This is a genomic window from Paenirhodobacter sp., assembly GCF_041916475.1.
Taxonomy (GTDB): domain Bacteria; phylum Pseudomonadota; class Alphaproteobacteria; order Rhodobacterales; family Rhodobacteraceae; genus Rhodobacter.
On the sequence record NZ_JAYRZN010000005.1, the window covers coordinates 33591 to 60410 of the forward strand.

Below are 26820 nucleotides of genomic sequence, written 5' to 3' on the forward strand. Positions count from 1 at the left end.
CTCTCCCTCAGTTCTCGGCCACGAAAATCAGCGCCGGGGTCTCCAGCAGCTCCTTCAGCCGCGCGACGAAGACCGCCGCATCCCAGCCGTCGATCACTCGGTGATCGAAGCTGCACGACAGGTTCATCATCTTGCGCGGCTCGAAGGCGGCCCCGTTCCAGAACGGGCGCACCGCCAGCCGGTTCACCCCCACGATCGCCACCTCGGGCGCGTTCAGGATCGGCGTGGTGGCGATGGCGCCGAGGGGGCCGAGCGAGGTGATGGAGATGGTGGAGCCCGACAGCTCCTCGCGCCGGGCGGTGCCGTCCTTGGCAGCCTGCGCCACCCGGGCGATTTCGGCCGCGGTCTCGCGCAGCGACAGCGCCTCGGCATGGCGCACCACCGGCACCATCAGCCCCGCGGGCGTCTGCGCCGCGATACCCAGATGCACGGCGCCGAAGCGGCGCAGCAGGCCCGCTTCGGCATCGTATTGCGCATTCAGCGCGGGCTGGGCGCGCACCGCCTTCACGATCGCCCGCGCGAGGAACGGCAGGAGCGTGAGCTTGCCCCCGGTGGCCATGCGCGCGCGCAGATCCTCCACCGCGGTGGCGTCGATCTCCTCGACGATGGTGATATGGGGGATGCGGTTCGCGATCTCCATCCGCTCCGCGATCTTGCGGCGCAGGCCGATGACCTTGATCTCCTCCACCGTCTCGTCGGGCTGCGGCCCTGCCGCAGGCGGCAGCCCGCCAGAGGCGATGAAGGCCGAGAGGTCGTCATGGCCGATCCGCCCGGCCGGGCCGGAGCCGCGCACCATGCGCAGATCCACCCCCGCCTCGCGCGCCCGCGCCCGCACCGAGGGCGGCGCCAGCGGCTTCTCGCCCTCCGGGCGCAGCGGCGCCGCGCGGGGTGGGCTGGCGGGGGCGGCCCCCACGGGAGCTGCCGGATGGGCGGGAGCTGCGGCCTCCGCCACAGCGGGCCTGGCCGCTTCCGCAGCCAGCACAACGGGCTTCGGCGCCGCATCGGACGGGGGCGTGGCCTTCTGGTTGCCCGCCCCCTCCACTTCCAGCCGCACCAGCTCCGCGCCGACCGCGATCACATCGCCCGGCTGCCCCCCCTGCCAGATCACCTTGCCCGCGACCGGCGAGGGGATCTCTACCGTTGCCTTGTCGGTCATCACCGCGACGATGGGCTCGTCCTCACGCACCATCTGGCCCTCGGCCACCAGCCATTCGGCGATCTCTGTCTCGGCGATACCCTCGCCGATATCCGGCATCCGGATCGTATGAACGCCCATCTCAGACCTCCTCCACCAGATCGCGCAGCGCCGCCGCGACCCGCGCGGGGCCGGGGAAATAGCTCCATTCATGGACATGCGGATAGGGCGTATCCCAGCCCGTCACCCGCCGGATCGGCGCTTCCAGATGATAGAAGCACTCGGCCTGCACCAGCGCCGCCAGCTCCGCGCCGAAGCCGGAGGTGAGCGTGGCCTCATGCAGCACGAGGCAACGCCCCGTGCGCTGCACCGAGGCGGTGATCGTCTCCAGATCAAGCGGCAGCAGCGTGCGCAGGTCGATCACCTCGGCGTCGATGCCGCTGTCTTCGACCGCGGCGAGCGCCACATGCACCATCGTGCCATAGGCCAGGATCGTGGCCCGCCGCCCCGGCCGCCGGATCACCGCCTGGCCAAGGGGCACGGTATAGGCGCCCTCCGGGACCTCGCCCAGATCATGCGCCTTCCAGGCCGAGACCGGCCGGTCGTGATGGCCGTCGAACGGGCCGTTATAGAGCCGCTTCGGCTCCAGGAAGATCACCGGATCCGGATCCGCGATCGCGGCCAGCAGCAGCCCCTTCGCATCGTGCGGATTGGAGGGCACCACGGTTTTCAGCCCGGTCACATGGGTGAACAGCGCCTCGGGGCTCTGGCTGTGGGTCTGGCCGCCGAAGATGCCGCCGCCCGTGGGCATGCGGATCACCATCGGGCAGGTGAATTCGCCGTTCGACCGATAGCGCAGCCGCGCGGCCTCCGAGACGATCTGGTCGTACCCCGGATAGACGTAATCGGCGAACTGGATCTCCACCACCGGGCGCAGGCCATAGGCGGCCATGCCGATGCCCGCGCCGACGATGCCGCTCTCGTTGATTGGCGCATCGAAGCAGCGGGTCTTGCCGTATTTCTTCTGCAGGCCGGCCGTGCAGCGGAACACGCCGCCGAAATAACCCACGTCCTCGCCGAACACGACCACGCGCGGATCGGCCCCCATCGCCACGTCGAGCGCATCGCGGATGGCCTCGATCATCGTCATCCGTGCCATCTCAGAACCCCGCTTCCTGCCGCTGGCGCCGCAGATGCGGCGGCATCGTCTCGTAGACGTCCTCGAACATTTCGCGCACCGAGGGGTGATCGCCCGAATGCAGCGTGCCGATCGCCTCGGCCTCCTTCTGGGTGGCGATCAGGCCGGCCATGATCTCGGCCTCGGCCTGGGCATGGCGCTCCTCGCTCCAGGCGCCCTTGCCGATCAGGTGGTTCTTCAGCCGCAGGATCGGGTCGCCCAGCGGCCAGGCGGCGCTTTCCTCGGCCGGGCGATAGGCGGAGGGGTCGTCCGAGGTGGAATGCGCGCCCTGCCGGTAGGTGACATACTCGATCACCGTGGGCCCGAGGTTGCGCCGCGCGCGCTCGGCCGCCCAGCGGGCCACGGCGACCACGGCGATATAATCGTTGCCATCCACCCGCAGCGCCGGAATGCCAAAGCCCAGCCCCCGCGCCGCGAAGGTGCCCGCGCCGCCCCGCGCGATGCCCTGGAAGGTGGAGATCGCCCATTGGTTATTGACGATATTGAGCACCACCGGCGCCTTGTAGGTAGAGGCAAAGACCAGGGCCGCGTGGAAATCGCTCTCGGCGGTGGAGCCATCGCCGATCCAGGCGGCGGCGATCTTGCTGTCGCCCGAGATCGCCGAGGCCATCGCCCAGCCCACCGCCTGAATGTATTGTGTGGCCAGATTGCCGGAGATGGAGAAGAAGCCGTGGTCCTTCACCGAATACATCACCGGCAGCTGGCGGCCGCGCATCGGGTCCTCGGCATTGGAATAGACCTGGTTCATCATGGACTTGACCGGGTAGCCCGAGGCGATCAGCAGCCCCGCCTGCCGGTAGGTGGGGAAGTTCATGTCGCCCGGGTTCAGCGCGCGGGTGAAGGCGCAGGAGACCGCCTCCTCGCCCAGATGCTGCATGTAGAACGAGGTCTTCTGCTGGCGCTGCGCCATCTGCATGCGGGCATCATAGGCGCGCAGGGTCATCATGTGGCGCAGCCCCGCGAGCAGGTCCTCGTCGCTCAGGGCCACCGCCTCGGCCCAGGGGCCGACGGCCTGGCCATCGCGGTTCAGCACGCGGATGATGGTGAAGGCGAGGTCGCGCAGCTCTTCGGGATCGGCATCCACCTCGGGGCGGCGCACGGTGCCTGCGCGCGGGATCGGCACCTTGGAGAAATCCGGTGTGCCCCCCGGGCGCACCTCCGGCTCCGGCACGGTCAGCGATAGCGGCGGATAGTCCTCGGTCATCGGCTCCTCCCTTGCCTCGAACGCCCGGCGGGAGGATCCAGCAACGATGCATCGACCCGCCAATGCAGGCCGATGCGTTCGTGGTGGTGGCTGAACAGTCCGGTCTCCTCCCCGACACCGGTCGTCTCAATCTTCAGATTGCGCCGATTCCCGCAAAATGTCCTTTTGATATTTTTTCATTCTGACAAAATCTGCGGAGAATATTCTGCCGCTCTGGCAGAAGCGCAGAAGGATCATTCATGGACATCCGCAAACTGGACGCCATAGACCACCGCATCCTGCGCGCGCTCAGCCGCGACGGGCGCCTGACCAACGCCCAGCTGGCGGAGGAGGTGGGGCTCTCGCCCAGCCCCTGCTGGCAGCGCACGCGGCGGCTGGAGAGCGAGGGCTTCATCCGCGGCTATACGGCGGTGCTGGATCAGGCGCTGCTGGGGTTTCCGGAGACGGTGCTGCTGGAAGTGATGCTGGACCGGCATGACGACACCGCGCTCGATGCCTTCAGCAAGGCGATCCAGGCGATGCCCGAGGTTCTGGAGGCGCATCTGACCGCGGGCGAATACGACTACTTCCTGAAGATCGCGGTGGATGGCACCCGCGGCTACGAGGATTTCCTGCGCCAGAAGCTCTATCGGCTGCGCGGCATCCGGCATACCCGGTCGAGCTTCACGCTGCGCTGCCTGAAGCAGGCGGGCACGCCGCTGCCGGATTAGGGGCTGGTGCGGCGTTCGAGCGCGGCGATGAAGGCCTCGAACCCGTCGGCGAACTGGCCGATCTCCTCCGCGGGCCAATCGGAGACGATATCGGCGATCAGCTGCCGCTTCACCCGGTGGATCTCGGTCAGCACCCGTTCGGCCTGCTCCGAGCGCAGCAGCACCGCCCGCCGCGCATCCTGCTGCGCCACCGCGCGCAGCAGGTAGCCCCGCTCCACCAGCCCGGCCACGAGCCGGCTCGCGCGCGAGGGATCGATCCGCATCTGCCGCGCGATATCGCCGACGGAGACTTCCCGCTCCGTGCCCGGCCCCGGCACCATCTCCAGCACGTCGAGATCCGACAGATCGAGGATCGGGCCGAGCTCTGCCATCGCCAGGCGCGAGATCACCCGCCGTCCGATCAGCACCCGCATCCGCCCCATCACCGCCGAAATCTGGTCGATCCTGCCGCTCTGATCCATCACCCACCGCGCAAAAACGTGTTGTTGACACAAATATGCTTTTGTCACATATATTGCAAGCCATCCGAGGTTTCGTACCATGCCCCCCACCACAATGCCCGAACTGGATGCGCGCCGGCGCACCGTCATCTTCTGCTTCCTGATGCTGTCGATGTTCATGGCCACGCTCGATACCCATGTGGTCTCGACCGCGCTGCCCACGATCATCGGCGAATTCGGCGCGATCGAGCGGTTCGGCTGGATCGGGTCGGCCTATCTGCTGACGCAAAGCACGATCATGCCGGTCTATGGCAAGCTCGGCGACCTGTTCGGGCGCAAATATGTGATGATGTCGGCGGTGGCGCTGTTCACGCTGGGCTCGCTCGCCTGTGGCATGGCCTGGTCGATGGACAGCCTGATCGCGGCGCGGATGCTGCAGGGGCTGGGCGCGGGCGGGATCATGGTGTCGATCTTCTCGATCAACGCCGATATGTTCGCCCCGCGCCTGCGCGCCCGCTACCAGAGCTTCTCCAGCCTGGTGCTGATGGCCTCGGGCTCCGTAGGCCCCGCGCTCGGCGGCGCCATGAGCGAGCATTTCGGCTGGCGCTCGATCTTCCTGATCAACCTGCCGGTCGGGATCGCAGCCCTCACCGGGCTTGCGCTGCTGCTGCCGCACTGGCGCCCCGACCGCAAGCCGAAGATCGACTATCCGGGCGCGGCCACGCTCGCGGTGGCAATTGCGGGGGTGGTGCTCTGGGCCGATGCGCGCTCGCTGTTCGGCGGCATGTTCACGCCGGTGGCGCTGCTTCTGCCCGCGGCATCGGCGCTGGCGCTGTGGCTCTGGCTCCGGATCGAGCGGCGCGCGCCCGAGCCGATCATCCCGCTGCCCCTGTTCGGGCAGCGCAACTTCGCGCTGCTGCTGATCGTCTCGGTCTGTACCGGCGGCACGGCGATCGGGCTGGTGAATTACCACGCGCTGTTCCTGCAGATGACGACGGGGCTTTCGCCCTCCGCGGCGGGGCTGTTCTTCATTGCGGTCACCGGCGGGATCGCCCTGGGCTCGCTCAGCGCCGGGCGCCTGATCGAGAAGACCGGCGTTTACAAGCCCTGGCTCGTCTGCGGGCTGGCGCTCTCGGCCTGTTGCCTCGCCGGGCTGGCGCTCTTGCCGCTGCATGCGCCGTTCTGGCTGATGGCGGGGCTGCTTCTGGGCCAGGGCGTGGCCATCGGGCTGGGCCAGCAGGCCCCCGTGATCGGGGTACAGATCGCGGCCCCCGCGCGCGATACCGGCGCCGCGACCGGCTCGGTGACGCTGGCGCGGATGGGTGGCGCGTCGCTCGCTATATCTATCTATGGCGCGCTGCTCGCGGCGCAGCTCGGCGCCCATGCGCTGCCCGGGCTCGGCGCGGCGGCGGAGCTGCCGCGTGAGCAGATCGCGGCGCTGCCTCCGGCGCTGCGCGATGCCGCGGCCGGGGCGTTCAACGATGCCTTCACCTGGGTCTATACGGCGGCGGTGGTGCTGGTGCTCATCGGCCTTGCGGCGGCGCTGGCGCTGAAGCCGGTGGAGCTCGCGCCGGCGCGCAAGCCGGGGGGCGCTCAGCCCGATGCGGTGCTGGCCCAGCGGTAGCCCACGCCGGGCTCGGTCTGGATCAGGGCGGGGCCGGCCTCGGTCTCCAGCTTCTGCCGGATCTGGCCGATGAACACCCGCAAATAGGGCACGTCGTCCACATGCGCGGGGCCCCAGACCCGCAGCAGCAGCTGCCGGTGCGTCATCACCCGGCCCGGATTGTCGACCAGCGCCAGCAAGAGCTCGAATTCCTTCGGGGTGAGCTTCACCGGCTGGCCATCGCGGCTCACCTGATGCGCATCGCGGTCGATCACCAGCCCCGCCTGCCGGGTCACCTGCGCCTCTGCCGGGCGGCGCGCGCGCAGGCAGGCCCGCAGCCGCGCCAGCAGCTCGCCGATGGCGAAGGGTTTCGAGACGAAATCATTGGCGCCCAAATCCAGCGCCATGATCTTCTCCATCTCCTGATCATGCGCGGAGAGCACCACCACCGGCATATCGGAGCCCTCGCGCAGCCGCTCGATCACCGCTTTGCCGTACATGTCGGGCAGGCCGAGATCGAGGATCATCAGCGCCGGGCGCCGCTCTGCCGCCACCGAGAGCGCCTGGGCGCCGGTGCCCGCAAGGCAGGTCTCGTAGCCGGAGGCCGCCAGCGCATGGACGAGAAAACGCTGGATCTGCGGCTCGTCATCCACCACCAGGATCAGCGGCCGTTCGCTCACGGCGCGGCCTCGGGCGGGATCGGCAGCGCGATCGAGATCATCGTGCCGCCCCCGGGCGCCGGCACCGCCGAGAGCCCGCCGCCCAGCGTCCGCGCGATCCCCTTGCAGATCGGCAGGCCGAGGCCGCCGCCGGGCGCCCCGGTCAGCTCCGGCGCGGCGAGCCATTCGGCCGTGCCCGCGGGCAGGCCCGGCCCCGCATCGGTAACGGTCAGCACGACCGTATCCGCCTCCACAGACCCCGTCATCAGGATCGGGCCCGGCGCATAGCGCACGGCATTTTCCAGCAGGCTGAACAGGGCCTGCTCCAGAAGCCCCGCCTCCGCCCGCACCAGCGGCAGATCCGGCATGCCGACGGCGATGGTGGCCTGCGGGAAGGCCCGGCGCGCGCGCGAAACCGCGGCCTGCGCGGCCTCGTCCGGGTCCACCCAATGCAGCTGCGCATGGACGCCCGCGACGATCCGGGTCATCTGCAGCAGCTTCTCCACATAGCGGGCGAGGCGCTGCGCCTCTTCCTCGATCGCGGTGAGCAGATCGGCCTGGGCCGCGGGCGGCAGCGTCTGGCGCAGGTCGCGCAGGGTGGTGACGGAGCCCAGGATGGTGGCGAGCGGCGTGCGCAGATCATGCGAGAGCGAGGCCAGCAGCGCCGCGCGCTGCGCCTGCTTCTCGGCGGCATGGCGCTCGGCCGCGGCCGCACGCGCGAGCGCGAGCCGGTCCAGCGCGGTTTCGGTCTGGCGCAGCACGGCCGAGACCGCGAGCTCGCGCCAGGCCCTGTCGCGCCGGTCGGCCGCGACCGGCACGTGGCCCAGCACATGCCGCGCCCCCTTGCCCGGCGGAACCGGGTGGAAGGTGAAGCGCGAGCCCGACCAGCCCTGCGCCGTGGCGAATTCGACCCGCCCGCGCGAGAAGGCCTGATCGGCCGCCTGCAGATCCGAGGCCCCGGGCCGATGCCCGGCGGGCCAGGCCTCGATGAAGGCGGGCTTCTCGCCATCATGCGCGAGCGCGAGCGCGGGCCCGATCGTCAGCTCCGACAGATGGCGCAGCGCAGCAGTCAGAACCTCCTCCTCGGTTTCGGCGGAAGAGAGATCGGAGCTCGCCCCGGACAGAACCTCCAGCACCGCGGCGCGGCCCTCGGCCTCGTCCACCTTCTCGCGCAGCCGCCCCGCCAGAAACCCGGTCAGCCCCGCCGCCAGCAGGAAGGCGCCCAGCGTCACCAGATCCTGCGGCCGCGTCGCGAGGAAGCTCAGATGCGGCTCGACGAAGAAGAAATTGAAAATGCCGAAGGCGCCGAGCGCGCTCAGGATCCCGGTCCAGAAGCCGAAGAAGGTGGAGCTGAGCAGTACCGCCAGCAAGAACAGCAGAATCGCCACGCTTTCCGGCATCAGGTGGCGCCATTGGTCGATGAGAATCGCGATGACGGCCAGCATCGCGCCCGCGCCAAGCAGTCCTTGCGCGCGCGGCGCGGTCATCAGGTGGCGCCCCCGGGGGCGCAGGCGGGGTGTCTCGATCCGGCTCATGCCCGCATCAAAGCGCGGCGCGCGGATTTGTCCACGGATTTTACGGGATCCTTATGCGTAAAGGCCTATTTACCCTTCGCAATCTTATGAACAGGCGGTCATATTTCCGTTACGTCCGCCAGGGGCGTGGCCGCCATGGATGGAGTTCATGCACAGCGTCAGCCTTCCCGCCCCCGAGCCGGATGCGGAAATCCCAGGCTCGGGCCATGGCGGCGGGCGCTTCGCGCTCGCGCTCGGGGCGCTTGGGGTGGTGTATGGCGATATCGGCACCTCGCCGCTCTATGCCTTCCGCGAGGCGATGATGGCCGCGGGCGGGCACAGCGGCGCGGTGGTGCGCGAGAATGTGCTCGGTGTGCTGTCGTTGATCGTCTGGGCGCTGGTGCTGATCGTTTCGGTCAAATACGTCCTGATCCTCATGCGCGCGGACAACGATGGCGAGGGCGGCACCCTGTCGCTGCTGGCGCTGGCGCAGCGCGCGCTCGGCCGGCCGCGGCCGGCGATCCTGCTGCTGGGCATGCTCGGGGCGGCGCTGTTCTATGGCGATGCCGCGATCACACCGGCGATTTCGGTGCTTTCGGCGCTGGAGGGGATGACGCTGATCGCGCCGGGCTATGAGCCGTTCATCGAGCCGGTGGCCGTGGCGATCATCGTGCTGCTGTTCGTGGTGCAAAAGCGCGGCACGGCGGCGGTTGCGCGGTTCTTCGGGCCGGTGACGCTGGTATGGTTTCTGGTGATGGCGGCGGGCGGGATCTGGCGCATGGCCGACGACCCTTCGGTGCTGGCGGCGCTGAACCCGGCGCATGCGGTCATGTTCCTCGTCCACAACGGGATGATCGGCCTCACCGTGCTGGGCGCGGTGTTCCTCGCAGTGACGGGGGCCGAGGCGCTCTATGCCGATATGGGCCATTTCGGGCGGCAGCCGATCCGGCTGGCCTGGTTCATCGTGGCCTTCCCGGCGCTGATCCTGAACTATTTCGGCCAGGGCGCGCTGGTGCTCCAGCATCCGAAGAACCTGGCCAATCCGTTCTACCTGCTTTTCCCGGACTGGGCGCTGCTGCCGGTGGTGCTGCTGGCGACGCTGGCCACGATCATCGCGAGCCAGGCGGTCATCACCGGGGCGTTCTCGCTCACCCAGCAGGCGGTGCAGCTGAAGCTGCTGCCGCGGATGAAGATCCGCCACACCTCGGAGCATCAGCAGGGGCAGATCTTCATGCCCGCGGTGAACATGTGGCTGATGTTCGGTGTGCTGGTGCTGGTGGTGATGTTCGACACCTCCTCGGCGCTGGCTTCGGCCTACGGGATTTCGGTGACCGGCACGATGGTGGTGACGGCGCTCCTGGCCATGGTGGTGGCGCGGCGGCACTGGAAGCTGCCGCTCTGGGCCGCGGTCGGGGTGATGCTGCCGTTCCTGATGATGGATCTGGTGTTCCTCGGCGCGAACCTGACCAAGATCGCCGAGGGCGGATATATTCCGCTCGGCATCGCAGGGGGCATGCTGGTGGTGATGTGGAGCTGGATGCGCGGCTCGGGCCTGCTGCTGCGCAAGGACCGCGAGACCGAGCTGCCGCTCGATGTGCTGCTGCGGCAGGTCGAATCCAAATCCATTACCACCGTGCCCGGCACCGGCGTCTATCTGACCGCGACGCCCGAGCTCGCGCCCGGGGCGATGCTGCACAGCCTGAAGCATTTCAAGGCGCTGCACGAGCAGAACGTGATCCTGACGATCATCACCGCCGATGTACCGCGGGTGCCCGACGATGCCCGCGTGCGCATGGAGGAGATCAACGACCGCTTCCGCCGGGTCGAGCTGAGCTATGGCTATGCCGAGGACCCGGATGTGCCGCAGGCGCTGCTGCTGTGCCGCAAGAAGGGCTGGAAGTTCGACATCATGGCGACGTCGTTCATCCTGTCGCGGCGCAGCCTGCGGCCTTCGGTGCGCAGCCCGATGCCGATGTGGCAGGCGCGGATCTTCATCTATCTGGCGCGCAATGCCGCCAGCGCCTCGGATTACTTCCGCATTCCGGCGGGGCGGGTGGTGGAGATCGGCACGCAGGTGAACGTGTAAGGGCTCAGTCGCGCCGGGGCATGGACACCAGCGTGACCGCCTCGACCTGGCCCACGATCTGCCCGCCGAGGGCTTCGGCATCCGCGCGCGTCGGGCAGCCGACCAGATCGCGGGTGTCGTCCAGATAATCTACCGTGGCGGCGCTTTCGCCGAGCCGGCGGCAGGGCGCGGCGGGGACCGGATAGCCCTCCCCCATCACCCTGAGGCCGCTCGGCCAGACGCTCGCGCGCGAGCCCGGCAGGCAGGCCGACAGCAACGCGATGCCCGCAGCCGCCGCAAGCGCTGCCCGCGACAGCTCAGTCACGCCCGGTCACAAGCGTCCACCAGACCTTGCCCGAGCTTTCCTGATACCAGCCGAAGCCCATCTGGGTGGCGGCCGGGTTCAGCATCACGTCGCGGGTGTCGGGCACGCCCATCCAGGCCGAGAGGGTCTGGGTGTCGTTCTCGTAGGTCTCGGAGATATTCTCGCCGACGACCTTGCCGTAGAAGCCCGCCTGCTGCGCCCGGTCGAGCGGCGAGGAGCCATCCGAGCCCCAGTGCCACGGCCGGTTCTGGTCCGCCATATCCTTCGAATGCCGCATTGCGGCGGTGCTGAGCGCGGTGTTCATCGCCACCGGCGCGGTGCCGCGCTTCGTGCGCAGCTCGTTGATGTTGGCCAGCACGCGGCCCGGAATGGCCTCGGCTTCCTTGCTGCTGATCTTGTAGAGTTCGGGCAGCGGCTTGCCATCCGGCCCCAGTTGCGGCCCCTTCGGCGCGCAGGCTGCAAGCCCAAGCGTCGCCAGCAAAACAACGGCCTTGACGGTATTCATCTCACGATCCCCCGGGAATTTTCGGGGAGCCTTACACCTCTGCCCCGGCGGGCGCAAACGCACAGTTGCGTGAAAGCCCTTGATCACGCCGGTTTGGATTGCATCTGCGGCAAACGCGCACTAATGGAAACGAAATAACGGCCGCGCTGAACGGTCGATATCCGGAGTCGTGACAATGAGCTTCACCAGAAAATCCCTTGATCGCCGGGCCTTCCTCGGCGCGACGGCGGGCCTGATCGGCGCCGGCCTCGCGGCGCCTGCGGTCCTCGCCCAGACCCCCGATGCCGGGCTCGAGACGATCGACAATTCGCCGACCAGCAACGCGCACCGCAACGTGTCGAGCTTCCGCGAGCTGGACTGGCGCGACTATTTCACCAACACCCGCAACGGCGCGATCCTGGTCGATACTGTCTCGCGCGCGCTGCACTACTGGAACGACGACCAGTCGGTCTACAAGCTGTACCCGACCTCGGTCCCGGTTTCCGAAGAGATGACGCGGCGCGGCCGCACCGAGGTGATCCGCAAGGTCGAGAACCCGACCTGGGCGCCCACCCCCTCGATGAAGCAGCGCAACCCGGAATGGCCGGATTTCGTGCCCGCAGGCCCGGACAACCCGCTCGGCACCCGCGCGCTCTATCTGAGCTGGCAGTATTACCGGATCCACGGCACCCACGACACCCGCAAGATCGGGCGCAAATCGTCGAACGGCTGCATCGGGCTTTACAACCAGCATATCGAGCAGCTCTATTCGCTCGCCAATGTCGGCACCCAGGTGATCCTGATCTGACCTCCGGGCCGAAGAACTTAAGGAAAAGGGGCCGCGAGGCCCCTTTTTTCATTCCGGCGCGATCCATCCCGCCAGGTTCTCCGCCACCAGCTCCATCAGCGCGGCGATATGGGCCGCGTCGTCGTTCAGGCAGGGGATATAGGTGAAGCTCTCGCCGCCCGCATGCTCGAAGGCCTCGCGGATCTCGCCGTTGATCTCCTCCAGCGTCTCGATGCAATCCGCGGAAAACGCGGGCGAGATCACGGCGATGTTCTTCTTGCCCTGCTGCGCCAGCGCGGCCACATGCTCCACCGTATAGGGCTTCAGCCATTCCTCCGGCCCGAACACGGACTGGAAGGTGGTGTCGATCGCCCCCGGCCCCCAGCCCAGCCGCTCGCGCAGCAGCCGCGAGGTCTTCTGGCACTGGCAATGGTAGGGATCGCCCTCCATCAGATAGCGCTTCGGCATGCCGTGATAGGAGGCCACCAGCACATCGGGCCGCGCCGGCAGGCCCGCATAGGCCCGCTCCACGGATTGCGCCAGCGCCTCGATATAGCTCGGGCGGGCGAAATATTCGGGCGCCACCCGCACCGCAGGCTGGCGCTTCTGCCGCATCAGCGCGCGGAAGAACTGATCGTTCGCGGTGGCCGACGTGGCCCCGGCATAGTGCGGATAGAGCGGCACGAACAGGATCCGCTCGCAGCCCGCCGCCACCATCCGGTCCACCACGTCGAAGGTGGAGGGATTGCCGTAGCGCATGCAGAAATCCACCATCACCCGGTCGCCCCAGCGGGCGGCGGCGGCCCCGGCCAGCGCGGCCACCTGCGCGCGGGTGATGGTCATCATCGGGCTTTCGTTGCGTTCGTTGTTCCAGATCGAGCGGTAGTTCGCGCTCGAGGTGAAGGGCCGCTTCGTCAGCACGAAGAGCTGCAGGATCGGCTGCCATTTCCACCACGGATAGTCGATCACCCGCTTGTCCGAGAGGAATTCGTTCAGATAGCGCCGCATCGACCAGTAGTCGGTTCCGTCGGGCGTGCCGAGATTGGCAAACAGAAGGCCGATCTTCGGTTCGGGCAGGGCCGGATGATCGGCGGGGGCATGGGCGGGGCGGTAGGTCATGTCTGGTCCTGTTCTGGCTGCCCCCGAGGTAATGCATCGGGCGCGCCGGTCAATGCGGCATCACGCGGCACCGGGCTTTTCGCCCGAGGGCAGCTCCTGCGTGTTCAGCGCCTCGGCCAGCCGGTGCGCGGCGGAGCCGGGCTTCAGCGGCTTCTGCTGGCTCGGATGCGGCTTCCATCCGGTGAGCCAGACCATGTCGAACGTGGCGCGGATCCGGCCATCGGGCTCGGCGAAGGTCTCGGCGTAGCGGCGCGCGGCATCGAGGATCACGGCGCGGCGGGTGAAATGCCGCATCCGCGCCTCCAGCGCATTGGTTTCCCCCATCGCGCGCAGATCCGCCATCAGCCGCAGCGGATCGGCATAGGTCACCTTGCGCCGCACCGCATCCGCGACCGGCAGCGCCAGCCCCGCCCGGCCGATGAGCGCGCCCAGATCGCGGATCTCGCCCATCGGCAGCACCCGCGGGCTGAGCCCGCCGGTGGCCGCGATCTCGGCCTCGGCCAGGGCCGCGCGCAGCTCCTGCAGCGTCTGGCCGCCGCACATCACCGCGATGAAGAGCCCGTCAGGCGCGAGCGCGCGCGCCGCCTGCACGATCTGTCCCACCGGGTCATTCGCCCAATGCAGGCACATCGCATGCACCACGAGATCATGCGCCCCGCGCTCCAGCGCGAGCAGCTCCGCATCCGGCACCACCCGCGCGCCGGGCAGCACGGCGCGGAACGGCGCCGCGAAATTCGTCACCAGGGCCGGTTTCGTAAACGTTCTGTTAACCTCGAGCAGCCTTTCCTGAAGCTCCTCGGCGGCATCCTCATGCAGGAACAGGGCGGGGTTGCGGGCGGCGCGGGCGCGGTGGCGGGCCAGGGCGCGGGGATCGGTCAGTCTGGGGGGCGTGCTCATGATGGACATGGAAAATACGGCGCTTCGGGCGCGGATGCCAGCGCTCATCGGCAAGGTGGCGACGCAGGCGCTCCATATCCTGTTTCCGCCGCGCTGCATTGCCTGCGGCGGGGCGGTGGGCACGGATTTCGCCCTGTGTGGCGAATGCTGGCGCGATACCGGGTTCATCGCCGGGCTGGCCTGCGATTGCTGCGGCGCGCCCCTGCCCGGCGAGGACGCCGGGGTGGTGGCCTGCGACGATTGCCTGCGCAACCCGCGCGCCTGGAGCCGGGGTCGCGCGGCCGTGCGCTATGCCGGGACCGGGCGCAAGCTGGTGCTGGCCTTCAAGCGCAGCGACAGGCTCGATCTCGCGCGGCCGATGGGGGAATGGCTCGCCCGCGCGGCGGCGCCGCTGATCACCGAGGGGATGGTGGTGGCGCCGATCCCGCTGCACCGGCTGCGGCTGCTGAAGCGGCGCTACAACCAGTCCGCCCTGCTCTCGGCGCAGGTGGCGCGGCGGGCGGGGCTTTTGCATATCCCCGACCTGTTCCAGCGCACCCGCGCCACGCCGAGCCAGGAGGGCCGCAACCGCGACCAGCGCTACGAGAACCTGGCCGATGCGCTGCGGGTCAATCCGCGCCGCGCCGCGCAGATTGCCGGGCGCACGGTGCTGATCGTGGACGATGTACTCACCACGGGGGCGACCTTCACCGCCGCGGCGGAAGCGGCGCTGGCCGCGGGGGCGGCCGAGGTGCGCGTCGCGGCCGTTGCGCGCGTCGCGCATGAGGGCTGAGCAGGGCATCGGCCACGGGGCATTTGCGCATTCGCCGCAAGGGGCTTACATCGCTATGAAGAATGACCCGAGGGGATGCGCCATGAAAACCGTTGAAATCTACACCACGCCGACCTGCCCCTATTGCCTGGCGGCGAAGGCGCTGCTGCGCAAGAAGGGGGTGGCCTTCGCCGAGACCGACGTCTCCGCCGACCGTTCGGCGATGATGGCGCGGGCGGGCGGGCGCCGCACCGTGCCGCAGATCTTCATCGGCGAGACCCATGTCGGCGGCTGCGACGACCTGCATGCCCTAGAGGCCGCAGGCAAGCTCGACGCGCTGCTGGAGGGCTGAGATGAAGGCGGGGCTGGTCCAGCTGAACGTGACCGACGATCCGGCGCGGAACCTGCCGGTGACGGTGGCTTTCATCCGCGAGGCGGCGGGCAGCGGGGCGCAGTTCGTCGCGACCCCGGAATGCACCAACCTGCTGTCCTCGGACCGGGCCTGGCAGCGCGAAGTGCTGTGCCTTGAGGACGAGGACCCGACCCTGCATGCGCTGCGCGCCGAGGCCGAGCGGCTCGGGATCTGGCTGCTGATCGGCTCGCTGGGGCTGCGCACGCATGATGCCGATGGCCGCTTCGCGAATCGCAGCTTCATGATCGGGCCCGCGGGGCAGATCGTGGCGCGCTACGACAAGATCCACATGTTCGACGTGAACGTCTCGGAGACGGAAAAGTACCGCGAATCCGAGGGCTACCGCCCCGGCGCCCGGGCCGTTCTGGCCGAAACAGGCTTCGGGCGGGTAGGGATGGCGGTGTGCTACGACCTGCGCTTCCCGCAGCTGTTCCGCCGGCTGGCGCAGGGCGGGGCACAAATCCTGACCGTGCCCGCGGCCTTCAACGACACCACGGGCGCCGCGCATTGGGAGACGCTGCTGCGCGCCCGCGCGATCGAGAACACCTGCTTCGTGCTGGCGCCCGCGCAATGTGGCACCCATGCCGCCCGGAGCCCGAAGGCGCCCGAGCGGGCGCGCCGCACCTGGGGCCACAGCCTTGTGATTGCGCCCTGGGGCGAGATTCTGGCCGATGGCGGCACCGAGCCCGGGGTGACGCTGGTCGATATCGACATGGAGCGCCTGGCCCAGGCCCGCGGGCGGGTGCCCTCGCTGCTGCACGACCGCGATTTCGAGGGGCCATGAACGACGGCTCCGACCCCCTCGCCGCGAGCCTCTTTGCCGAGGTGTTCATGGTCGACCAGCTGGCCCGCAACGTGGTCAGCCGGGCGCTGCCGAAAGGCATGGAGATCTCGCATTTCTCGGTGCTGAACCATCTGGCCCATATCGGCGAGGAGCGCACGCCCGCGCAGCTGGCCGCGACCTTCCACGTGACCCGGGGCGCGATGACCAACACGCTCTCGAAGCTGGAATGGGCCGGGCATATCCACATCCGCCCGGACTGGGACGATGCCCGGCGCAAGCTGGTGGCGATTTCGCCTGCGGGGCGGCAGGCGCGGGATGCGGCGCTGGCGGCCTTCATGCCGGTGATCACCGATGTGGTGCGCGCCATCGGGCCGGAGAAGATCCGCGCCACCCTGCCGGTGCTGCGCGAGCTGCGCCAGCGGCTGGACGAAAGCTGAGCCCAATGAAAAGGCCCCGCCGAAGCACGGCGGGGCAGGTGGTGTCCGGGCAGCCCGGACACTGGCGGAAACCATATCCCGTCGGGAAATCAGTTCAGTTCGGCGCGGATCTGCTGGCGCAGAAGGTCGATCGGGACGAGCTTGCCCTCGCGCTTGTAGTGCCAGTAGGTCCAGCCGTTGCACGACGGCGCCCCTTCCAGCCGGGCGCCGACCTGATGGATCGAGCCCTTCACATCATCGCCGATCAGCGTGCCATCGGCGCGCACCTTGGCCTTGAAGCGGTTGCCGATCGAATACAGTTCCTCGCCCGGGCGCAGCATGCCGCGCTCCACCAGCTGGCCGAAGGGCACGCGCGGCTCGGCGCGCTTCGATCCGGTGACCTCGATCACCTCGCGGTCGAGCCTCCGCACCCGGTCCAGCCGGCGCTGCGCGATCTCGCGGTAGTCGGATTCGCGTTCGATGCCGATGAAATCGCGCCCCAGCATCTTCGCCACCGCGCCGGTGGTGCCGGTGCCGAAGAACGGATCCAGCACCACATCGCCCGGGTTCGTGGTGCCCACGATCACCCGGTGCAGCAGGCTTTCGGGCTTTTGCGTCGGGTGCGCCTTGTCGCCCGCCGCGTCCTTCAGCCGCTCGCCCCCGGTGCAGATCGGCAGCACCCAGTCCGAGCGCATCTGTGTGCCTTCGTTCAGCGCCTTCAGCGCCTCGTAGTTGAACGTGTATTTCGACGATTCGGCCTTCGACGCCCAGATCAGCGTCTCATGCGCATTGGTCAGCCGCTTGCCGCGGAAATTCGGCATCGGGTTCGACTTGCGCCAGACCACGTCGTTCAGGATCCAGTAGCCCTGATTCTGCAGCTCGGCGCCCAGCCGGAACACGTTGTGATAGGAGCCGATCACCCAGATCGCCCCGTTCGGCTTCAGCAGCCTGCGCGCCGCCGCCAGCCATTCGCGGCAGAACCGGTCATATTCGGCGAAGGAGCTGAACTGGTCCCAGGCGTCATCCACCGCATCGACGCGGGAATTGTCTGGCCGGTGCAGCTCGCCCTTGAGCTGCAGGTTGTAGGGGGGATCGGCGAAAATCAGGTCGACGGAGGCCTCCGGGAGGGAGTTCATCACCTCGACGCAATCGCCGGCCAAAATCTGGTTGAGCGGTAGCGCCGCCTGCGCAGCCCGCGTAGTCGTTTTCGTCATCTCTGCCTCGTTCTGCCCGACTTGATGCCGGATCTGCCCGTTTTCGGGTCTGTTTCAGTCTGCTCGTTGGGTGCCGGCTTGTGCCGATCTGGTAATCGTTAAGATGAGTCAGGACGGATTCGCCGTCAAATTCTTTTTCAAATCAAGAGCTTACAGAATGGCCTTGGCACAAGATGTTGTGGATGGGCTTAAACGAACGCCTATGCACAGGGGTCACACCCAGATTTAGGAGCGCTTTGCGGTGATCCGGCGTCGGGTAACCGGCGTTCTTTTCCCAGCCGTAGCCCGGATACTGTTGCGCCAAATCCACCATCAGCCGGTCGCGCGCCTCTTTTGCCAGAATCGAGGCCGCCGCGATGGAGACCGATCGCCCGTCGCCCCTCACCACCGCCTCGGCGCTGATCGCGAGCGCCTTCGGCAGGCGGTTGCCATCAACAAGCACATGATCGGGCGCGCGGAGGAGCCCCGCGATCGCCCGGCACATCGCCAGATGGCTGGCTTGGAGGATGTTCAGTGCGTCGATCTCGGCGACGCTGGCCTCGGCCACGCACCATTCGGCACTGGCCTTGATCTCGGCCTCCAGTGCGGCGCGGCGCGCCGGGCTGAGCTTTTTCGAATCGTCGAGCCCCACCGGGATCCGGTCCGGATCGAGAATCACCGCCGCCGCCACCACCGGGCCGCAGAGCGGGCCGCGGCCGACCTCATCGACGCCGGCGATTCGGAGCCATCCTCGCGCGCGGGCGGCCTGTTCGAGCATGTCATCGGGTTTGTGTGCCATGCCCCGCTGTGCCCCGGCGCGCACGTCCGCGCAACGAAAAAGGGGCGGATCGCTCCGCCCCTGCTCCTGTGCTCAATCCCAGTCGCGGTCCCTGCCGCGCTGCTTGTACCAGCCCTTGTGGTGGCCGTTGTCATGCCAGCCGCGGTCCCAGCGGCGATCGGGGCGCACCACATAGACCTCGCGCGGGCCGCGATCATAATAGCGGTCATAGCGCTCGCGGCTGTCGTAGTAGCGCGGGCGCGGCGGCTCGCGATAACTGCGGCGGTCCTTGTCATTGTCGAGCAGAATCGCGGCGGCGCCGATCCCGAGCGCCAGCCCCAGGGCCTCGCGGTCGGTCAGCGCGGCGGCGGGGCGGGCGGTCATCGTCAGGCTGCCGAGGCCAACGACCAGCGCCATGGCGGCGCCCAGCAGCGGCTTGCGGAAAACTCCGATCATGTCGATCCGTCCTTTCATGCCGGGGCGGATGCGCCCCGGGGATACATGCCGCCAAACTGGGAGCGGTTCCAGAGACAGGCAATATCGGCGCGCGGTTATCCGATAACACGGCGGTTTTCCGCTTTCGCCCTTGCCTCGGCGCAGCCCGCACCGCAGCGTGGGCGCATGATGACTCGCGCGCCCCAGGCCCTGTGCCTTGCCCTTTCGCTGCTTCTGGCCGCGCCCGCCGGGGCCGAATGCTACGCCGATTACAAGGCCAAGCGGGACGCGCCGCTGCGGCTGCAATACGGCGTGGCCCTGCTGCCGCCGGACGCCTGCGACAAGCAATCGGCCGCCCGCGCGCTGCGCCCGCGCCTGGCCGAGCGCGGCTGGACGCTGCTCAGCGTGGTCTCCATCTTCGGGGCAGACGGGCTTTCGCAGCGCCAGGACAGCGCCGGGGCGAGTGGAACTTCCTTCGACGTCCTGGACCTGCGCCGATAGACGGCAGGCGGCGACGGGAACAAAAGCAATGCAGATCCCTTGAAACGCCAGGGATGACGTGATGTTCCTGTGGGAAAATGGAGATAGAGACACCGTGCCGGACCATTCTTCCTCCGTCATCGAGGGGCTGCGGACCGGGTCGCGGGCGCTGGTCTGGGGGGTCGGTGCCATCGCGGCGATCCTCGCGCTGGCGGCGGCGCTGCTGTTCCTCGCGCTGCCCGATGCCGATGCCTTCAACGAACGCGTGGAGCAGATCTTCGTTGCCAATGATGCGCTGACGAGCCCCACGCAGCTGCGGCTGCTGGAGGTGCTGGCGCAATCGGGCACGGCCTTCTCCGAAGTGCTGACCTCCTACCGCATGATCATTTTCATCCTGCTGGTGTTCGGATCGGCGCTGATGGTGGCGGCGCTGGTCCTGCTCCTCACCGTGGTCAGCCAGAACCGCCGGATGGGCGAGATCCGCCGCTCGGGCATTCAGGTGCAGAGCCTGCGCATCCTGCGCGCGGAGAATGCGGTGATGCTGAACGACATGGTCTTCACCCTGACACCCGCCGCGATAGAGACGCTCGCGGTGCTGGCCGAGGCGCGGATGGACGACGAAATGCTGACCGGCGCGCAGATCGAATCGGTCATCACCGGCAAGCCCGAAGCCGAATGCGAGGAGGCGGCGGGGGCCACGCGGATCAAGCGGCTGCGCGATGCGCTTGGCAATGCGCTGGTGTCGGAGCTGCTGGTCAGGAATATTTCACGCAAGGGTTACACTCTGGCCGTAGCCAGGGATACGCTGCGGGTGGACTGAGTTTCCCTTGCCTATCAACGGGCGGGGACCTATATCGCGGCTTCACTTTGCCGCTTGGGGGGGCCCATGATTCCGACACCCTTCTACCTGATCGACGAAGCCTCCTTGCTTCAGAACATGCGCAAGATCGCCTTCCTGCGCGAGGCATCCGGGGCGAAGGCGCTCCTGGCGCTGAAATGCTTCGCCACCTGGTCCGCCTTCGACATCATGCGCCCCTATATGGATGGCACCACCTCGAGCTCACTGTTCGAGCTCCGGCTCGGGCATGAGAAATTCGGCAAGGAGACCCATGCCTATTCCGTCGCCTGGTCCGACCGGGAGATCGACGAGGCCTGCGGCTATGCCGACAAGATCATCTTCAACACCGTGGCCCAGCTGCAGCGCTTCGAGGCGCAATCCGCAGGGATCCAGCGCGGCGTGCGGCTGAACCCGCGCTTCTCCACCTCGGGCTTCGACCTCGCCGACCCGGCCCGGCCGTTCTCGCGGCTGGGCGAATGGGACGTGGCGAAGCTTCTGGAGATCAGCGCGCAGATCACCGGGGTGATGATCCACTACAATTGCGAGAACCGCGATTTCGCCCTGTTCGACGAACAGCTCGGCCGGATCGAGCGCGAATTCGCGCCCCTGCTGGAGCGGCTCGACTGGGTCAGCCTCGGCGGCGGGATCCACTTCACCGGCGAGGGCTATCCGATCGAGGCGCTTGCCGCGCGGCTGAAGGCCTTCTCGGAGCGGTTCGGCGTACAGGTCTATCTGGAGCCCGGCGAAGCCTCGATCACCCAATCCACCACGCTCGAGGTTTCGGTGCTGGACCTGCTCGACAATGGCAAGCAGCTCGCCATCGTTGATTCCAGCATCGAGGCGCATATGCTCGACCTGCTGATCTATCGCGAATCCGCGAAGCTGCCGCAGGAGGGAGACCATGCCTACCAGATCGCCGGGAAATCCTGCCTCGCGGGCGATATCTTCGGCGATGCCCGCTTCCGCGTGCCGCTGAAGGTCGGCGACCGGATCTCGGTGCGCGATGCCGCGGGCTACACGATGGTGAAGAAGAACTGGTTCAACGGCGTCAACATGCCCTCCATCGCGATCCGGCGGCAGGATGGGCGTGTCGAGCTTATCCGCGAATTTACCTATGAGGATTATGCCTCGTCCCTGTCCTGAGGGGTTTGCAGCCCCCCTTCCCCTTGCTCGTGAAAGGAGCCAGCTGAAGTGAAAAAGAACGTGCTCATCATCGGTGCCGGCGGTGTGGCGCAAGTGGTTGCCCACAAATGCGCACAGCACAACGACATCCTGGGTGACCTGCACATCGCCTCGCGCACGAAGGCGAAATGCGACGCGATCATCGCCTCCGTCCATGAAAAGGGCGCGATGAAGGTCCCGGGCACGTTCGACAGCCACGCGGTGGATGCGATGGACACCGCCGCGGTGGCCGCGCTGATCCGCGACACCGGCGTGCAGATCGTGATCAACGTGGGCTCGGCCTTCGTCAACAAATATGTGCTCGATGCCTGTATCGAGACCGGCGTGGCCTATATCGACACCGCGATCCACGAAGAGCCGAACAAGATCTGCGAGACCCCGCCGTGGTATGGCAACTACGAATGGAAGAAGCGCGCCCTCTGCGCCGAAAAGGGCGTGACCGCGATTCTGGGCGCGGGCTTCGATCCGGGTGTGGTGAACGCCTATGTGCGCTTCGCAGCCGATGAATACCTGGACAAGGTGACCGCGGTGGATATCGTCGATATCAACGCAGGCTCGCACGGCAAATATTTCGCCACCAACTTCGACCCGGAGATCAACTTCCGCGAATTCACCGGCACGGTCTATTCCTGGCAGGGCGGCAAGTGGCAGGAAAACCGGATGTTCGAAGTGGGCCGCGAGTGGGACCTGCCGGTGGTGGGTCGCCAGAAGGCCTACCTTTCGGGCCATGACGAGGTGCACAGCCTGTCGGCGAATTACCCGGAGGCCGATATCCGCTTCTGGATGGGCTTCGGCGACCATTACATCAATGTCTTCACCGTGCTGAAGAACCTCGGCCTGCTCTCCGAACAGCCGGTCCGGACGGCCGAGGGGCTGGAGGTGATCCCGCTGAAGGTGGTGAAGGCGGTGCTGCCGGATCCGGCCTCGCTCGCGCCGGGCTATAGCGGCAAGACCTGCATCGGGGATTATGTGAAGGGCATGAAGGACGGCCGCGAGATCGAGGTTTTCGTCTACAACGTGGCCGATCACAAGGAAGCCTATGAGGAAGTGGGCTCGCAGGGCATCAGCTATACGGCCGGCGTTCCGGCGGTGGCGGCCGCGCTGATGGTGGCCGAGGGCCCCTGGGATGTGAAGACCATGGCCAATGTCGAGGAGCTGCCCGCGCGGCCGTTCCTGGAGCGGCTGGGCCAGATTGGCCTGCCCTCCTTCGTCATCGACGCGGACGGGGTCGAACACGCGATCTGAGCCTGCGGGCCGGGTCCATCCCGGCCGGGCGATGGCGCGCCACGGGCTTCGCACAATGGCCAACGGCCGGAGCCGCCCTCATGGCGGGCGGCTCCGCAATGAGGGCCCTCTCGCGCGGGCGGTGCCCCTCAGCCGCCGAGGCGCGCTTTCAGCGAAGCCGCGATCCGGCCCGCCAGCGCCGGGTAGTCTTCATCGAAATGGTGGCCGCCCTCGATCCCGATCAGCTCGTAGCCGCGGTCGGTCAGCCCGTGGCAGGCGTCGTCCTCGTCATCCGTGCCGAAGATGCATTGCACGATCCCGGGCGGCACCTGCTTCAGGTCTTCGGCCGGGTCGTTCTTGCTGCCGCTCGACATGCCGAGCCAGCCCGACATCCTGATCTCGTAATTGCGCTCGTGCGAGAGCGCGAGCAGCGTCATCTGCACCACGCTGTCACGGTCTGCCTTCGGCAGCAGGTTGTAGCTGTTGGGCAGGATATCGGCGCCGAAGGAATAGCCGATCAGCAGGACGTGCCGCAGCCCCCATTTGCCGCGGTAATGCTCGATGATCCGCGCCAGATCATCCGCCGTCTCCTGCGGCTGGCGTTCGTTCCAGAAGTAGCGCAGCGCATCCACGCCCACGACCGGGATCCCCTCCTTCTGCAGGTTCTCGCCGATCTCGCGATCCAGATCGCGCCAGCCGCCATCGCCCGAATAGATGATCGCCAGCGTATCATGCGCGGGCTTGTCCACCGGCATCGCCGAAATCGGCAGGTTCAGCGGGCCCTCCCTGGTCAGATCGTCGAGCCGGGTCTCCAGCTCCTGCGCCAGGGCCGCAGCGGGGGCGGCATCGGAGGTGCTCTGGCTGATCCCCTTGTAGTCCTTCGCCAGCGCCGCGACATGGGCCACGGCATCCGCCGCCGCAGCCTTGGTGAAGATCACCGAGACCGGCTCGTTCAGCTCGCCGTTCGGCATCAGGCCATAGACCGCCCGGCCCGCGACCTGCTCATGCCCGGCATCGGTGCACAAAGGCTCCTTCAGCGCGACCCCGGCCGAAGGATCGACCACGATCGTCGCCCCCACCGTGGAGGGCGGCACCTGCGCCGCCAGCGCCAGCGCCAGCCCGCCGCCATCGCCACGCCCGGCGATCACCGGCAGGCGGTAGTCCCCGGTATCTCCGGCCTGCAGGCGCTTCGAAATCTCCTCGATGTCGGAAATCGCATAGGAACAGTCCTGATCCTCGCCCGGGGCCTCCAGCGCGCGCAGATAGCCCGGCAGGTCGAGCCCGATCACCGCCACGTTGCGCGCCACCAGCGCCTTCGCCTGGGCATCGTCCGCCGCGCCCCAGCCATCGGAATCGGAGATCAGCGCGACCACGCCCTTCGGCTGGCCGTCGGGGCGATAGATGTGCTGGCCCTGGATCATGCCCACATCGAAGCCCTGCGGCGCCTCGTCGGCCAGCGCGGCCCAGGGCAGCAGCGCGCAGCACAGCGCGATTGCGGTTCTCATTTGCCGACCACTCCCTTGATGCCCCCGCCGATCAGCAGCGTCACATCCACCAGCGCGGCCACGGGCGACATCGCCCCGCCCACGACCAGATAGCGCGGCTCCCAATCCGGGTTGTATTTCGCCTTGAAGGCCCGCAGACCCTTGAAGTTGTAGAATTTCTCGCCGTGGGTGAAGATCGCTTCGCCGACATGGTTCCAGATCGGCGCGGTCGAATGGGTACTGAAGCCCGACAGCGGCGCCATCCCGAGGTTGAAGGTGCGGTAGCCCTGCGCCTTCGACCAGTCCATCAGCGCGCCGAACAGGAAATCCATCGCCCCGCGCGGAGCGGCGGCGCCAAAGCGCATCAGATCGACCGTCGCCTCGGCATGGGTATCGGTGAGCAGGAGCGTCGCGAAGGCCACGATCTCGCCCTGGAAGCGCAGCACCGCGACCGGCTGGCTCGCGACGAAATCGCGCTCGAACCGGCCCAGGGCGAAGCCCTTCTCGCGGGCCTGGTGATGGGCGAGCCAGCTGTCGGAAATCGCCTCCAGCTCATCCAGCACCGCAGGCACTTCGGCCGGCAGCAGGACCTCCACCGCCTTGCCGTCGCGCGCGCCCTGGGCGAGCGCGCGGCGCGTCTCGCCCCAGCGGCTGGATTTGAGATCGAAGCCGCTCAGATCCACGACGGCCATTTCCCCGAGCTTCAGTGCCCTCAGGCCCGCATCGGCGCAGGCCGCGAGCAGGCTCGGCGGCACCTGATAGAACACCGGGCGCCCGCCCGATGCCCGCGCCGCCTCCACGAAGCGCCAGACGAGCTCCGCCCGCGCCTCCGGATCGCCGATCGGGCCGAACAGGCTGATCCAGGATTTGCCCTGCACATCATACATCAGGAAGGCGCTGCCATCGCCCGAGAACATCAGCGCCTTGTCTGCCATCCGCACCAGATTGCCGCCGCTGTTGTCTTGCCCGGCGCAAATGTCGACCGCGCGGGCGATCTCCTCGGCGGAGGCGGGCGCGATGCCATGGCGGGCGGGGCGCAACAGGCTCGCCAGCGCGATCACCGCCGCCACCAGCGCCACCGCGACCGCCGCGCGCAGGCCGCGGGGCGCATCGCCATCGAAGGTGAACTGCCACCAGAGCTGATTGTCGTAATCCACATCGCGGTAGACGATGAACAGGATCATCACTGCCGCAGCGACCACCACCGCCAGCGCCCCGATCCAGGCGGGCGTGAGCGGCTCGGCCAGCAGCGAGGCGCGGCGCGAGAAGCTGTGCCGGTTCAGCAGCAGGCCCGCCAGCAGCACGGCGAGGAACACCGCCTCATAGGGCGTCACCGCCTTCAGGAAGGACAGCGCGAGCGCGACGCCCGCCACCACCAGCCCGGCCCAGAACGCGCCATCCAGCCGGTGCACCAGCCCGCGCGCGATCACCACCAGCAAGAGCCCGAGGACGCTCGACAGGAAATGCGCGGATTCCAGCAGCTGCAGCGGCACGAGGGCCGAGATCCATTCGAGCGCCTCCGGCCGGGTCGGCAGAACGGCCGAGAACACCAGCATCACCCCGGTGACCAGCGCCAGCACCGACAGCAGCGGCGGGATCACCGCGGCGCTGAGCTGCCGGGTCCAGATCGCAGCGACAGTGTTGCGGTATTCGAGAAGCTCGGTCGCGGTGAAGGCGAGCACCGCCAGGAACAGCGGCATCACATGATAGACGAGCCGGTAGAGCACCACCGCGCCCACGACCTGCTCGGTGGGCATCGCCGGGCCCAGCCCCGCGAGGATGACCGCCTCGAACACACCGAGCCCCGCCGGCACATGGCTGAGCACGCCGAGCCCGATGGCGAGGCAGAACAGCGCCGCGAAAGCGGGCCAGCCGATCGGAAGCCCCGCGGGCAGGAGCACATAGAGCACGGTCGCGGCGGCCGCGACATCGCCGGCCGTCACGAGGAACTGCATCAGGAAATCGCGCAGCGGCGGCAGCTGCGCCGCCACCTCTTCGCGCCGCCGCGCATGCCAGAGCCAGGCCCCGCCCGCCACCAGCGCGGCCAGAATCGCCAGCGCGATGCCGCGCAGGGCGAGCGGCGAATAGCCCGCCGCCCCCGCCACCTGATCGGCATAGAACAGCACCGAGACCCCGGTCAGCAGCGCCAGCCCGAGGCCGAAGGCCACTGTGACGAAGGCGATGACCCGGGCGATTTCCTCGCCGCTCAGCCCCATCCGGCTATAGCCGCGATAGCGGATCGCGCCGCCGCTGAGCGGGCCGAAGCCCGCGGTATTGCCCACCGCATAGGCACTGAACGAGACGATGACCACCTGCCCGAGCGGCAATTTGCGGCCGATGTGGCGCAGGGCGTTCACGTCGTAGCAGATCAGGAAGCCGAAGCTGAGGAAGGTGAACAGGACCGCGAGCCCGAGCCGGGCCCAGGAGACCGTCGTCAGATCATCGAGCACGGCGCCGTAGCGCACATCCTCCGTGATCCGGTAGATCGCGAAGGCGACGGCCACGAAGGCCAGCGAGGACAGGCTGACAACGGCCGCCGTCCGGTTGCGGCGGAGCCAGTCGGCCAGCCGCGCGAGGGGAGTTTTCAGGGCGAGATCTGCGTCTGTCACGAGGGTGCGTTCTCGAATGAGGCCCGCCGGCATGATTGCACGGGGCTGTGCCCCGCGCATCGGCCGCGTCCGGCTGGCCGCGGCGTCTAATCGG

28 protein-coding genes are annotated in these 26820 nt (G+C 68.1%); 13 read left to right on the forward strand and 15 right to left on the reverse strand.

What is annotated here, in order from left to right; translation table 11 throughout:
• Window positions 1–7: 7 nt before the first annotated feature.
• From ACOMG5_RS03235 to ACOMG5_RS03245, 3 genes are read right to left on the reverse strand one after another with little or no spacing between them, the layout of a single operon-like run.
• The gene (locus tag ACOMG5_RS03235; RefSeq protein ID WP_420342345.1) at window positions 8–1276 is read right to left on the reverse strand and encodes a dihydrolipoamide acetyltransferase family protein; all 1269 of its coding nucleotides are present in this window, start codon (window positions 1274–1276) and stop codon (window positions 8–10) included.
• A gap of 1 nt (window position 1277) precedes the next feature.
• Window positions 1278–2294, reverse strand: a complete 1017-nt coding sequence (locus tag ACOMG5_RS03240) for an alpha-ketoacid dehydrogenase subunit beta (RefSeq protein ID WP_420342346.1) — start codon at window positions 2292–2294, stop codon at window positions 1278–1280.
• Between the two features lies 1 nt (window position 2295).
• Entirely contained in the window at window positions 2296–3537 is a 1242-nt protein-coding gene (locus tag ACOMG5_RS03245) for a 3-methyl-2-oxobutanoate dehydrogenase (2-methylpropanoyl-transferring) subunit alpha (RefSeq protein WP_420342347.1), read from the reverse strand.
• A 62-nt stretch (window positions 3538–3599) separates the two neighbouring features.
• Here ACOMG5_RS03245 and ACOMG5_RS03250 point away from each other — a divergent pair, with 62 nt between their 5' ends.
• Window positions 3600–3722, forward strand: a complete 123-nt coding sequence (locus ACOMG5_RS03250; RefSeq protein WP_420342348.1) for a hypothetical protein — start codon at window positions 3600–3602, stop codon at window positions 3720–3722.
• A gap of 54 nt (window positions 3723–3776) precedes the next feature.
• The gene (locus tag ACOMG5_RS03255) at window positions 3777–4247 is read left to right on the forward strand and encodes an Lrp/AsnC family transcriptional regulator (protein ID WP_420342349.1); all 471 of its coding nucleotides are present in this window, start codon (window positions 3777–3779) and stop codon (window positions 4245–4247) included.
• On the opposite strand, the gene ACOMG5_RS03260 is transcribed toward ACOMG5_RS03255, so the two are convergent.
• Complete coding sequence (locus ACOMG5_RS03260; protein WP_420342350.1) at window positions 4244–4708, reverse strand: MarR family winged helix-turn-helix transcriptional regulator; 465 nt, start codon at window positions 4706–4708, stop codon at window positions 4244–4246. The genes ACOMG5_RS03255 and ACOMG5_RS03260 overlap by 4 nt on opposite strands.
• Before the next feature lie 79 nt (window positions 4709–4787).
• Between ACOMG5_RS03260 and ACOMG5_RS03265 the strand changes: the two genes are divergently transcribed.
• Window positions 4788–6311, forward strand: a complete 1524-nt coding sequence (locus tag ACOMG5_RS03265) for an MDR family MFS transporter (RefSeq protein WP_420342351.1) — start codon at window positions 4788–4790, stop codon at window positions 6309–6311.
• On the opposite strand, the gene ACOMG5_RS03270 is transcribed toward ACOMG5_RS03265, so the two are convergent.
• On the reverse strand, window positions 6281–6970 hold the full coding sequence (locus tag ACOMG5_RS03270; RefSeq protein ID WP_420342352.1) for a response regulator transcription factor: 690 nt from the start codon (window positions 6968–6970) through the stop codon (window positions 6281–6283). The two genes, ACOMG5_RS03265 and ACOMG5_RS03270, sit on opposite strands and share 31 nt — an antisense overlap.
• Window positions 6967–8484, reverse strand: coding sequence for a sensor histidine kinase (locus ACOMG5_RS03275; protein WP_420342353.1), 1518 nt, complete (start codon window positions 8482–8484; stop codon window positions 6967–6969). The genes ACOMG5_RS03270 and ACOMG5_RS03275 overlap by 4 nt, the downstream gene beginning before the upstream one ends.
• Window positions 8485–8632: 148 nt before the next feature.
• On the opposite strand from ACOMG5_RS03275, the gene ACOMG5_RS03280 reads away from it, so the two are divergent.
• The gene (locus tag ACOMG5_RS03280) at window positions 8633–10549 is read left to right on the forward strand and encodes a potassium transporter Kup (RefSeq protein WP_420342354.1); all 1917 of its coding nucleotides are present in this window, start codon (window positions 8633–8635) and stop codon (window positions 10547–10549) included.
• A gap of 4 nt (window positions 10550–10553) precedes the next feature.
• Here the strand turns inward: ACOMG5_RS03280 and ACOMG5_RS03285 are convergent, their stop codons facing one another.
• Together ACOMG5_RS03285 and ACOMG5_RS03290 are read right to left on the reverse strand one after the other, a co-directional pair.
• Window positions 10554–10853, reverse strand: coding sequence for a hypothetical protein (locus ACOMG5_RS03285; protein ID WP_420342355.1), 300 nt, complete (start codon window positions 10851–10853; stop codon window positions 10554–10556).
• Window positions 10846–11358 (reverse strand): CAP domain-containing protein, encoded by a 513-nt coding sequence (locus ACOMG5_RS03290; protein WP_420342356.1) that lies wholly within the window; start codon window positions 11356–11358, stop codon window positions 10846–10848. Before ACOMG5_RS03290 ends, ACOMG5_RS03285 begins: the two co-directional genes overlap by 8 nt.
• 175 nt (window positions 11359–11533) lie before the next feature.
• Here ACOMG5_RS03290 and ACOMG5_RS03295 point away from each other — a divergent pair, with 175 nt between their 5' ends.
• Window positions 11534–12145, forward strand: a complete 612-nt coding sequence (locus ACOMG5_RS03295) for a L,D-transpeptidase (protein WP_420342357.1) — start codon at window positions 11534–11536, stop codon at window positions 12143–12145.
• Between the two features lie 48 nt (window positions 12146–12193).
• Here the strand turns inward: ACOMG5_RS03295 and hemH are convergent, their stop codons facing one another.
• Both hemH and ACOMG5_RS03305 read right to left on the reverse strand, forming a co-directional pair.
• Complete coding sequence (gene hemH / locus ACOMG5_RS03300) at window positions 12194–13243, reverse strand: ferrochelatase (RefSeq protein WP_420342358.1); 1050 nt, start codon at window positions 13241–13243, stop codon at window positions 12194–12196.
• A gap of 60 nt (window positions 13244–13303) precedes the next feature.
• A complete protein-coding gene (locus ACOMG5_RS03305) occupies window positions 13304–14140 on the reverse strand; it encodes a methyltransferase domain-containing protein (RefSeq protein ID WP_420342359.1) in 837 nt (278 codons plus the stop codon).
• A gap of 34 nt (window positions 14141–14174) precedes the next feature.
• Here ACOMG5_RS03305 and ACOMG5_RS03310 point away from each other — a divergent pair, with 34 nt between their 5' ends.
• The 4 genes from ACOMG5_RS03310 to ACOMG5_RS03325 all read left to right on the forward strand — a co-directional run bounded on the left by ACOMG5_RS03310 (window position 14175) and on the right by ACOMG5_RS03325 (window position 16524).
• Window positions 14175–14912 (forward strand): ComF family protein, encoded by a 738-nt coding sequence (locus ACOMG5_RS03310; RefSeq protein WP_420342360.1) that lies wholly within the window; start codon window positions 14175–14177, stop codon window positions 14910–14912.
• Window positions 14913–14994: 82 nt separating this feature from the next.
• Window positions 14995–15243 carry a glutaredoxin 3 gene (gene grxC / locus ACOMG5_RS03315; protein WP_420342361.1) on the forward strand — a complete coding sequence of 83 codons (249 nt, stop codon included), beginning with the start codon at window positions 14995–14997 and terminating at the stop codon, window positions 15241–15243.
• 1 nt (window position 15244) lies between these two features.
• Window positions 15245–16087 carry a carbon-nitrogen hydrolase family protein gene (locus tag ACOMG5_RS03320; RefSeq protein WP_420342362.1) on the forward strand — a complete coding sequence of 281 codons (843 nt, stop codon included), beginning with the start codon at window positions 15245–15247 and terminating at the stop codon, window positions 16085–16087.
• Window positions 16084–16524 carry a MarR family winged helix-turn-helix transcriptional regulator gene (locus ACOMG5_RS03325; protein ID WP_420342363.1) on the forward strand — a complete coding sequence of 147 codons (441 nt, stop codon included), beginning with the start codon at window positions 16084–16086 and terminating at the stop codon, window positions 16522–16524. The genes ACOMG5_RS03320 and ACOMG5_RS03325 overlap by 4 nt, the downstream gene beginning before the upstream one ends.
• 89 nt (window positions 16525–16613) lie before the next feature.
• Here ACOMG5_RS03325 and ACOMG5_RS03330 read toward each other — a convergent pair whose 3' ends face one another.
• From ACOMG5_RS03330 to ACOMG5_RS03340, 3 genes are all read right to left on the reverse strand, one after another.
• Window positions 16614–17717 carry a site-specific DNA-methyltransferase gene (locus ACOMG5_RS03330; RefSeq protein ID WP_420342364.1) on the reverse strand — a complete coding sequence of 368 codons (1104 nt, stop codon included), beginning with the start codon at window positions 17715–17717 and terminating at the stop codon, window positions 16614–16616.
• Window positions 17718–17859: 142 nt separating this feature from the next.
• The gene (locus ACOMG5_RS03335) at window positions 17860–18474 is read right to left on the reverse strand and encodes a ribonuclease HII (RefSeq protein ID WP_420342365.1); all 615 of its coding nucleotides are present in this window, start codon (window positions 18472–18474) and stop codon (window positions 17860–17862) included.
• A 93-nt stretch (window positions 18475–18567) separates the two neighbouring features.
• Window positions 18568–18930 (reverse strand): hypothetical protein, encoded by a 363-nt coding sequence (locus ACOMG5_RS03340; RefSeq protein WP_420342366.1) that lies wholly within the window; start codon window positions 18928–18930, stop codon window positions 18568–18570.
• Between the two features lie 165 nt (window positions 18931–19095).
• Here ACOMG5_RS03340 and ACOMG5_RS03345 point away from each other — a divergent pair, with 165 nt between their 5' ends.
• From ACOMG5_RS03345 to ACOMG5_RS03360, 4 genes are all read left to right on the forward strand, one after another.
• Window positions 19096–19410, forward strand: a complete 315-nt coding sequence (locus ACOMG5_RS03345) for a hypothetical protein (RefSeq protein WP_420342367.1) — start codon at window positions 19096–19098, stop codon at window positions 19408–19410.
• Between the two features lie 61 nt (window positions 19411–19471).
• Window positions 19472–20209, forward strand: coding sequence for a hypothetical protein (locus ACOMG5_RS03350; RefSeq protein ID WP_420342368.1), 738 nt, complete (start codon window positions 19472–19474; stop codon window positions 20207–20209).
• A 66-nt stretch (window positions 20210–20275) separates the two neighbouring features.
• A complete protein-coding gene (locus ACOMG5_RS03355; RefSeq protein ID WP_420342369.1) occupies window positions 20276–21370 on the forward strand; it encodes a carboxynorspermidine decarboxylase in 1095 nt (364 codons plus the stop codon).
• Between the two features lie 48 nt (window positions 21371–21418).
• Window positions 21419–22654: a saccharopine dehydrogenase family protein gene (locus ACOMG5_RS03360; RefSeq protein ID WP_420342370.1), complete on the forward strand. Its 1236-nt coding sequence runs from the start codon at window positions 21419–21421 to the stop codon at window positions 22652–22654.
• A gap of 128 nt (window positions 22655–22782) precedes the next feature.
• Here ACOMG5_RS03360 and ACOMG5_RS03365 read toward each other — a convergent pair whose 3' ends face one another.
• Window positions 22783–24138 carry an AcvB/VirJ family lysyl-phosphatidylglycerol hydrolase gene (locus tag ACOMG5_RS03365; RefSeq protein WP_420342371.1) on the reverse strand — a complete coding sequence of 452 codons (1356 nt, stop codon included), beginning with the start codon at window positions 24136–24138 and terminating at the stop codon, window positions 22783–22785.
• Complete coding sequence (gene mprF, locus ACOMG5_RS03370) at window positions 24135–26726, reverse strand: bifunctional lysylphosphatidylglycerol flippase/synthetase MprF (protein WP_420342372.1); 2592 nt, start codon at window positions 26724–26726, stop codon at window positions 24135–24137. The genes ACOMG5_RS03365 and mprF overlap by 4 nt, the downstream gene beginning before the upstream one ends.
• Window positions 26727–26820: the final 94 nt, after the last annotated feature.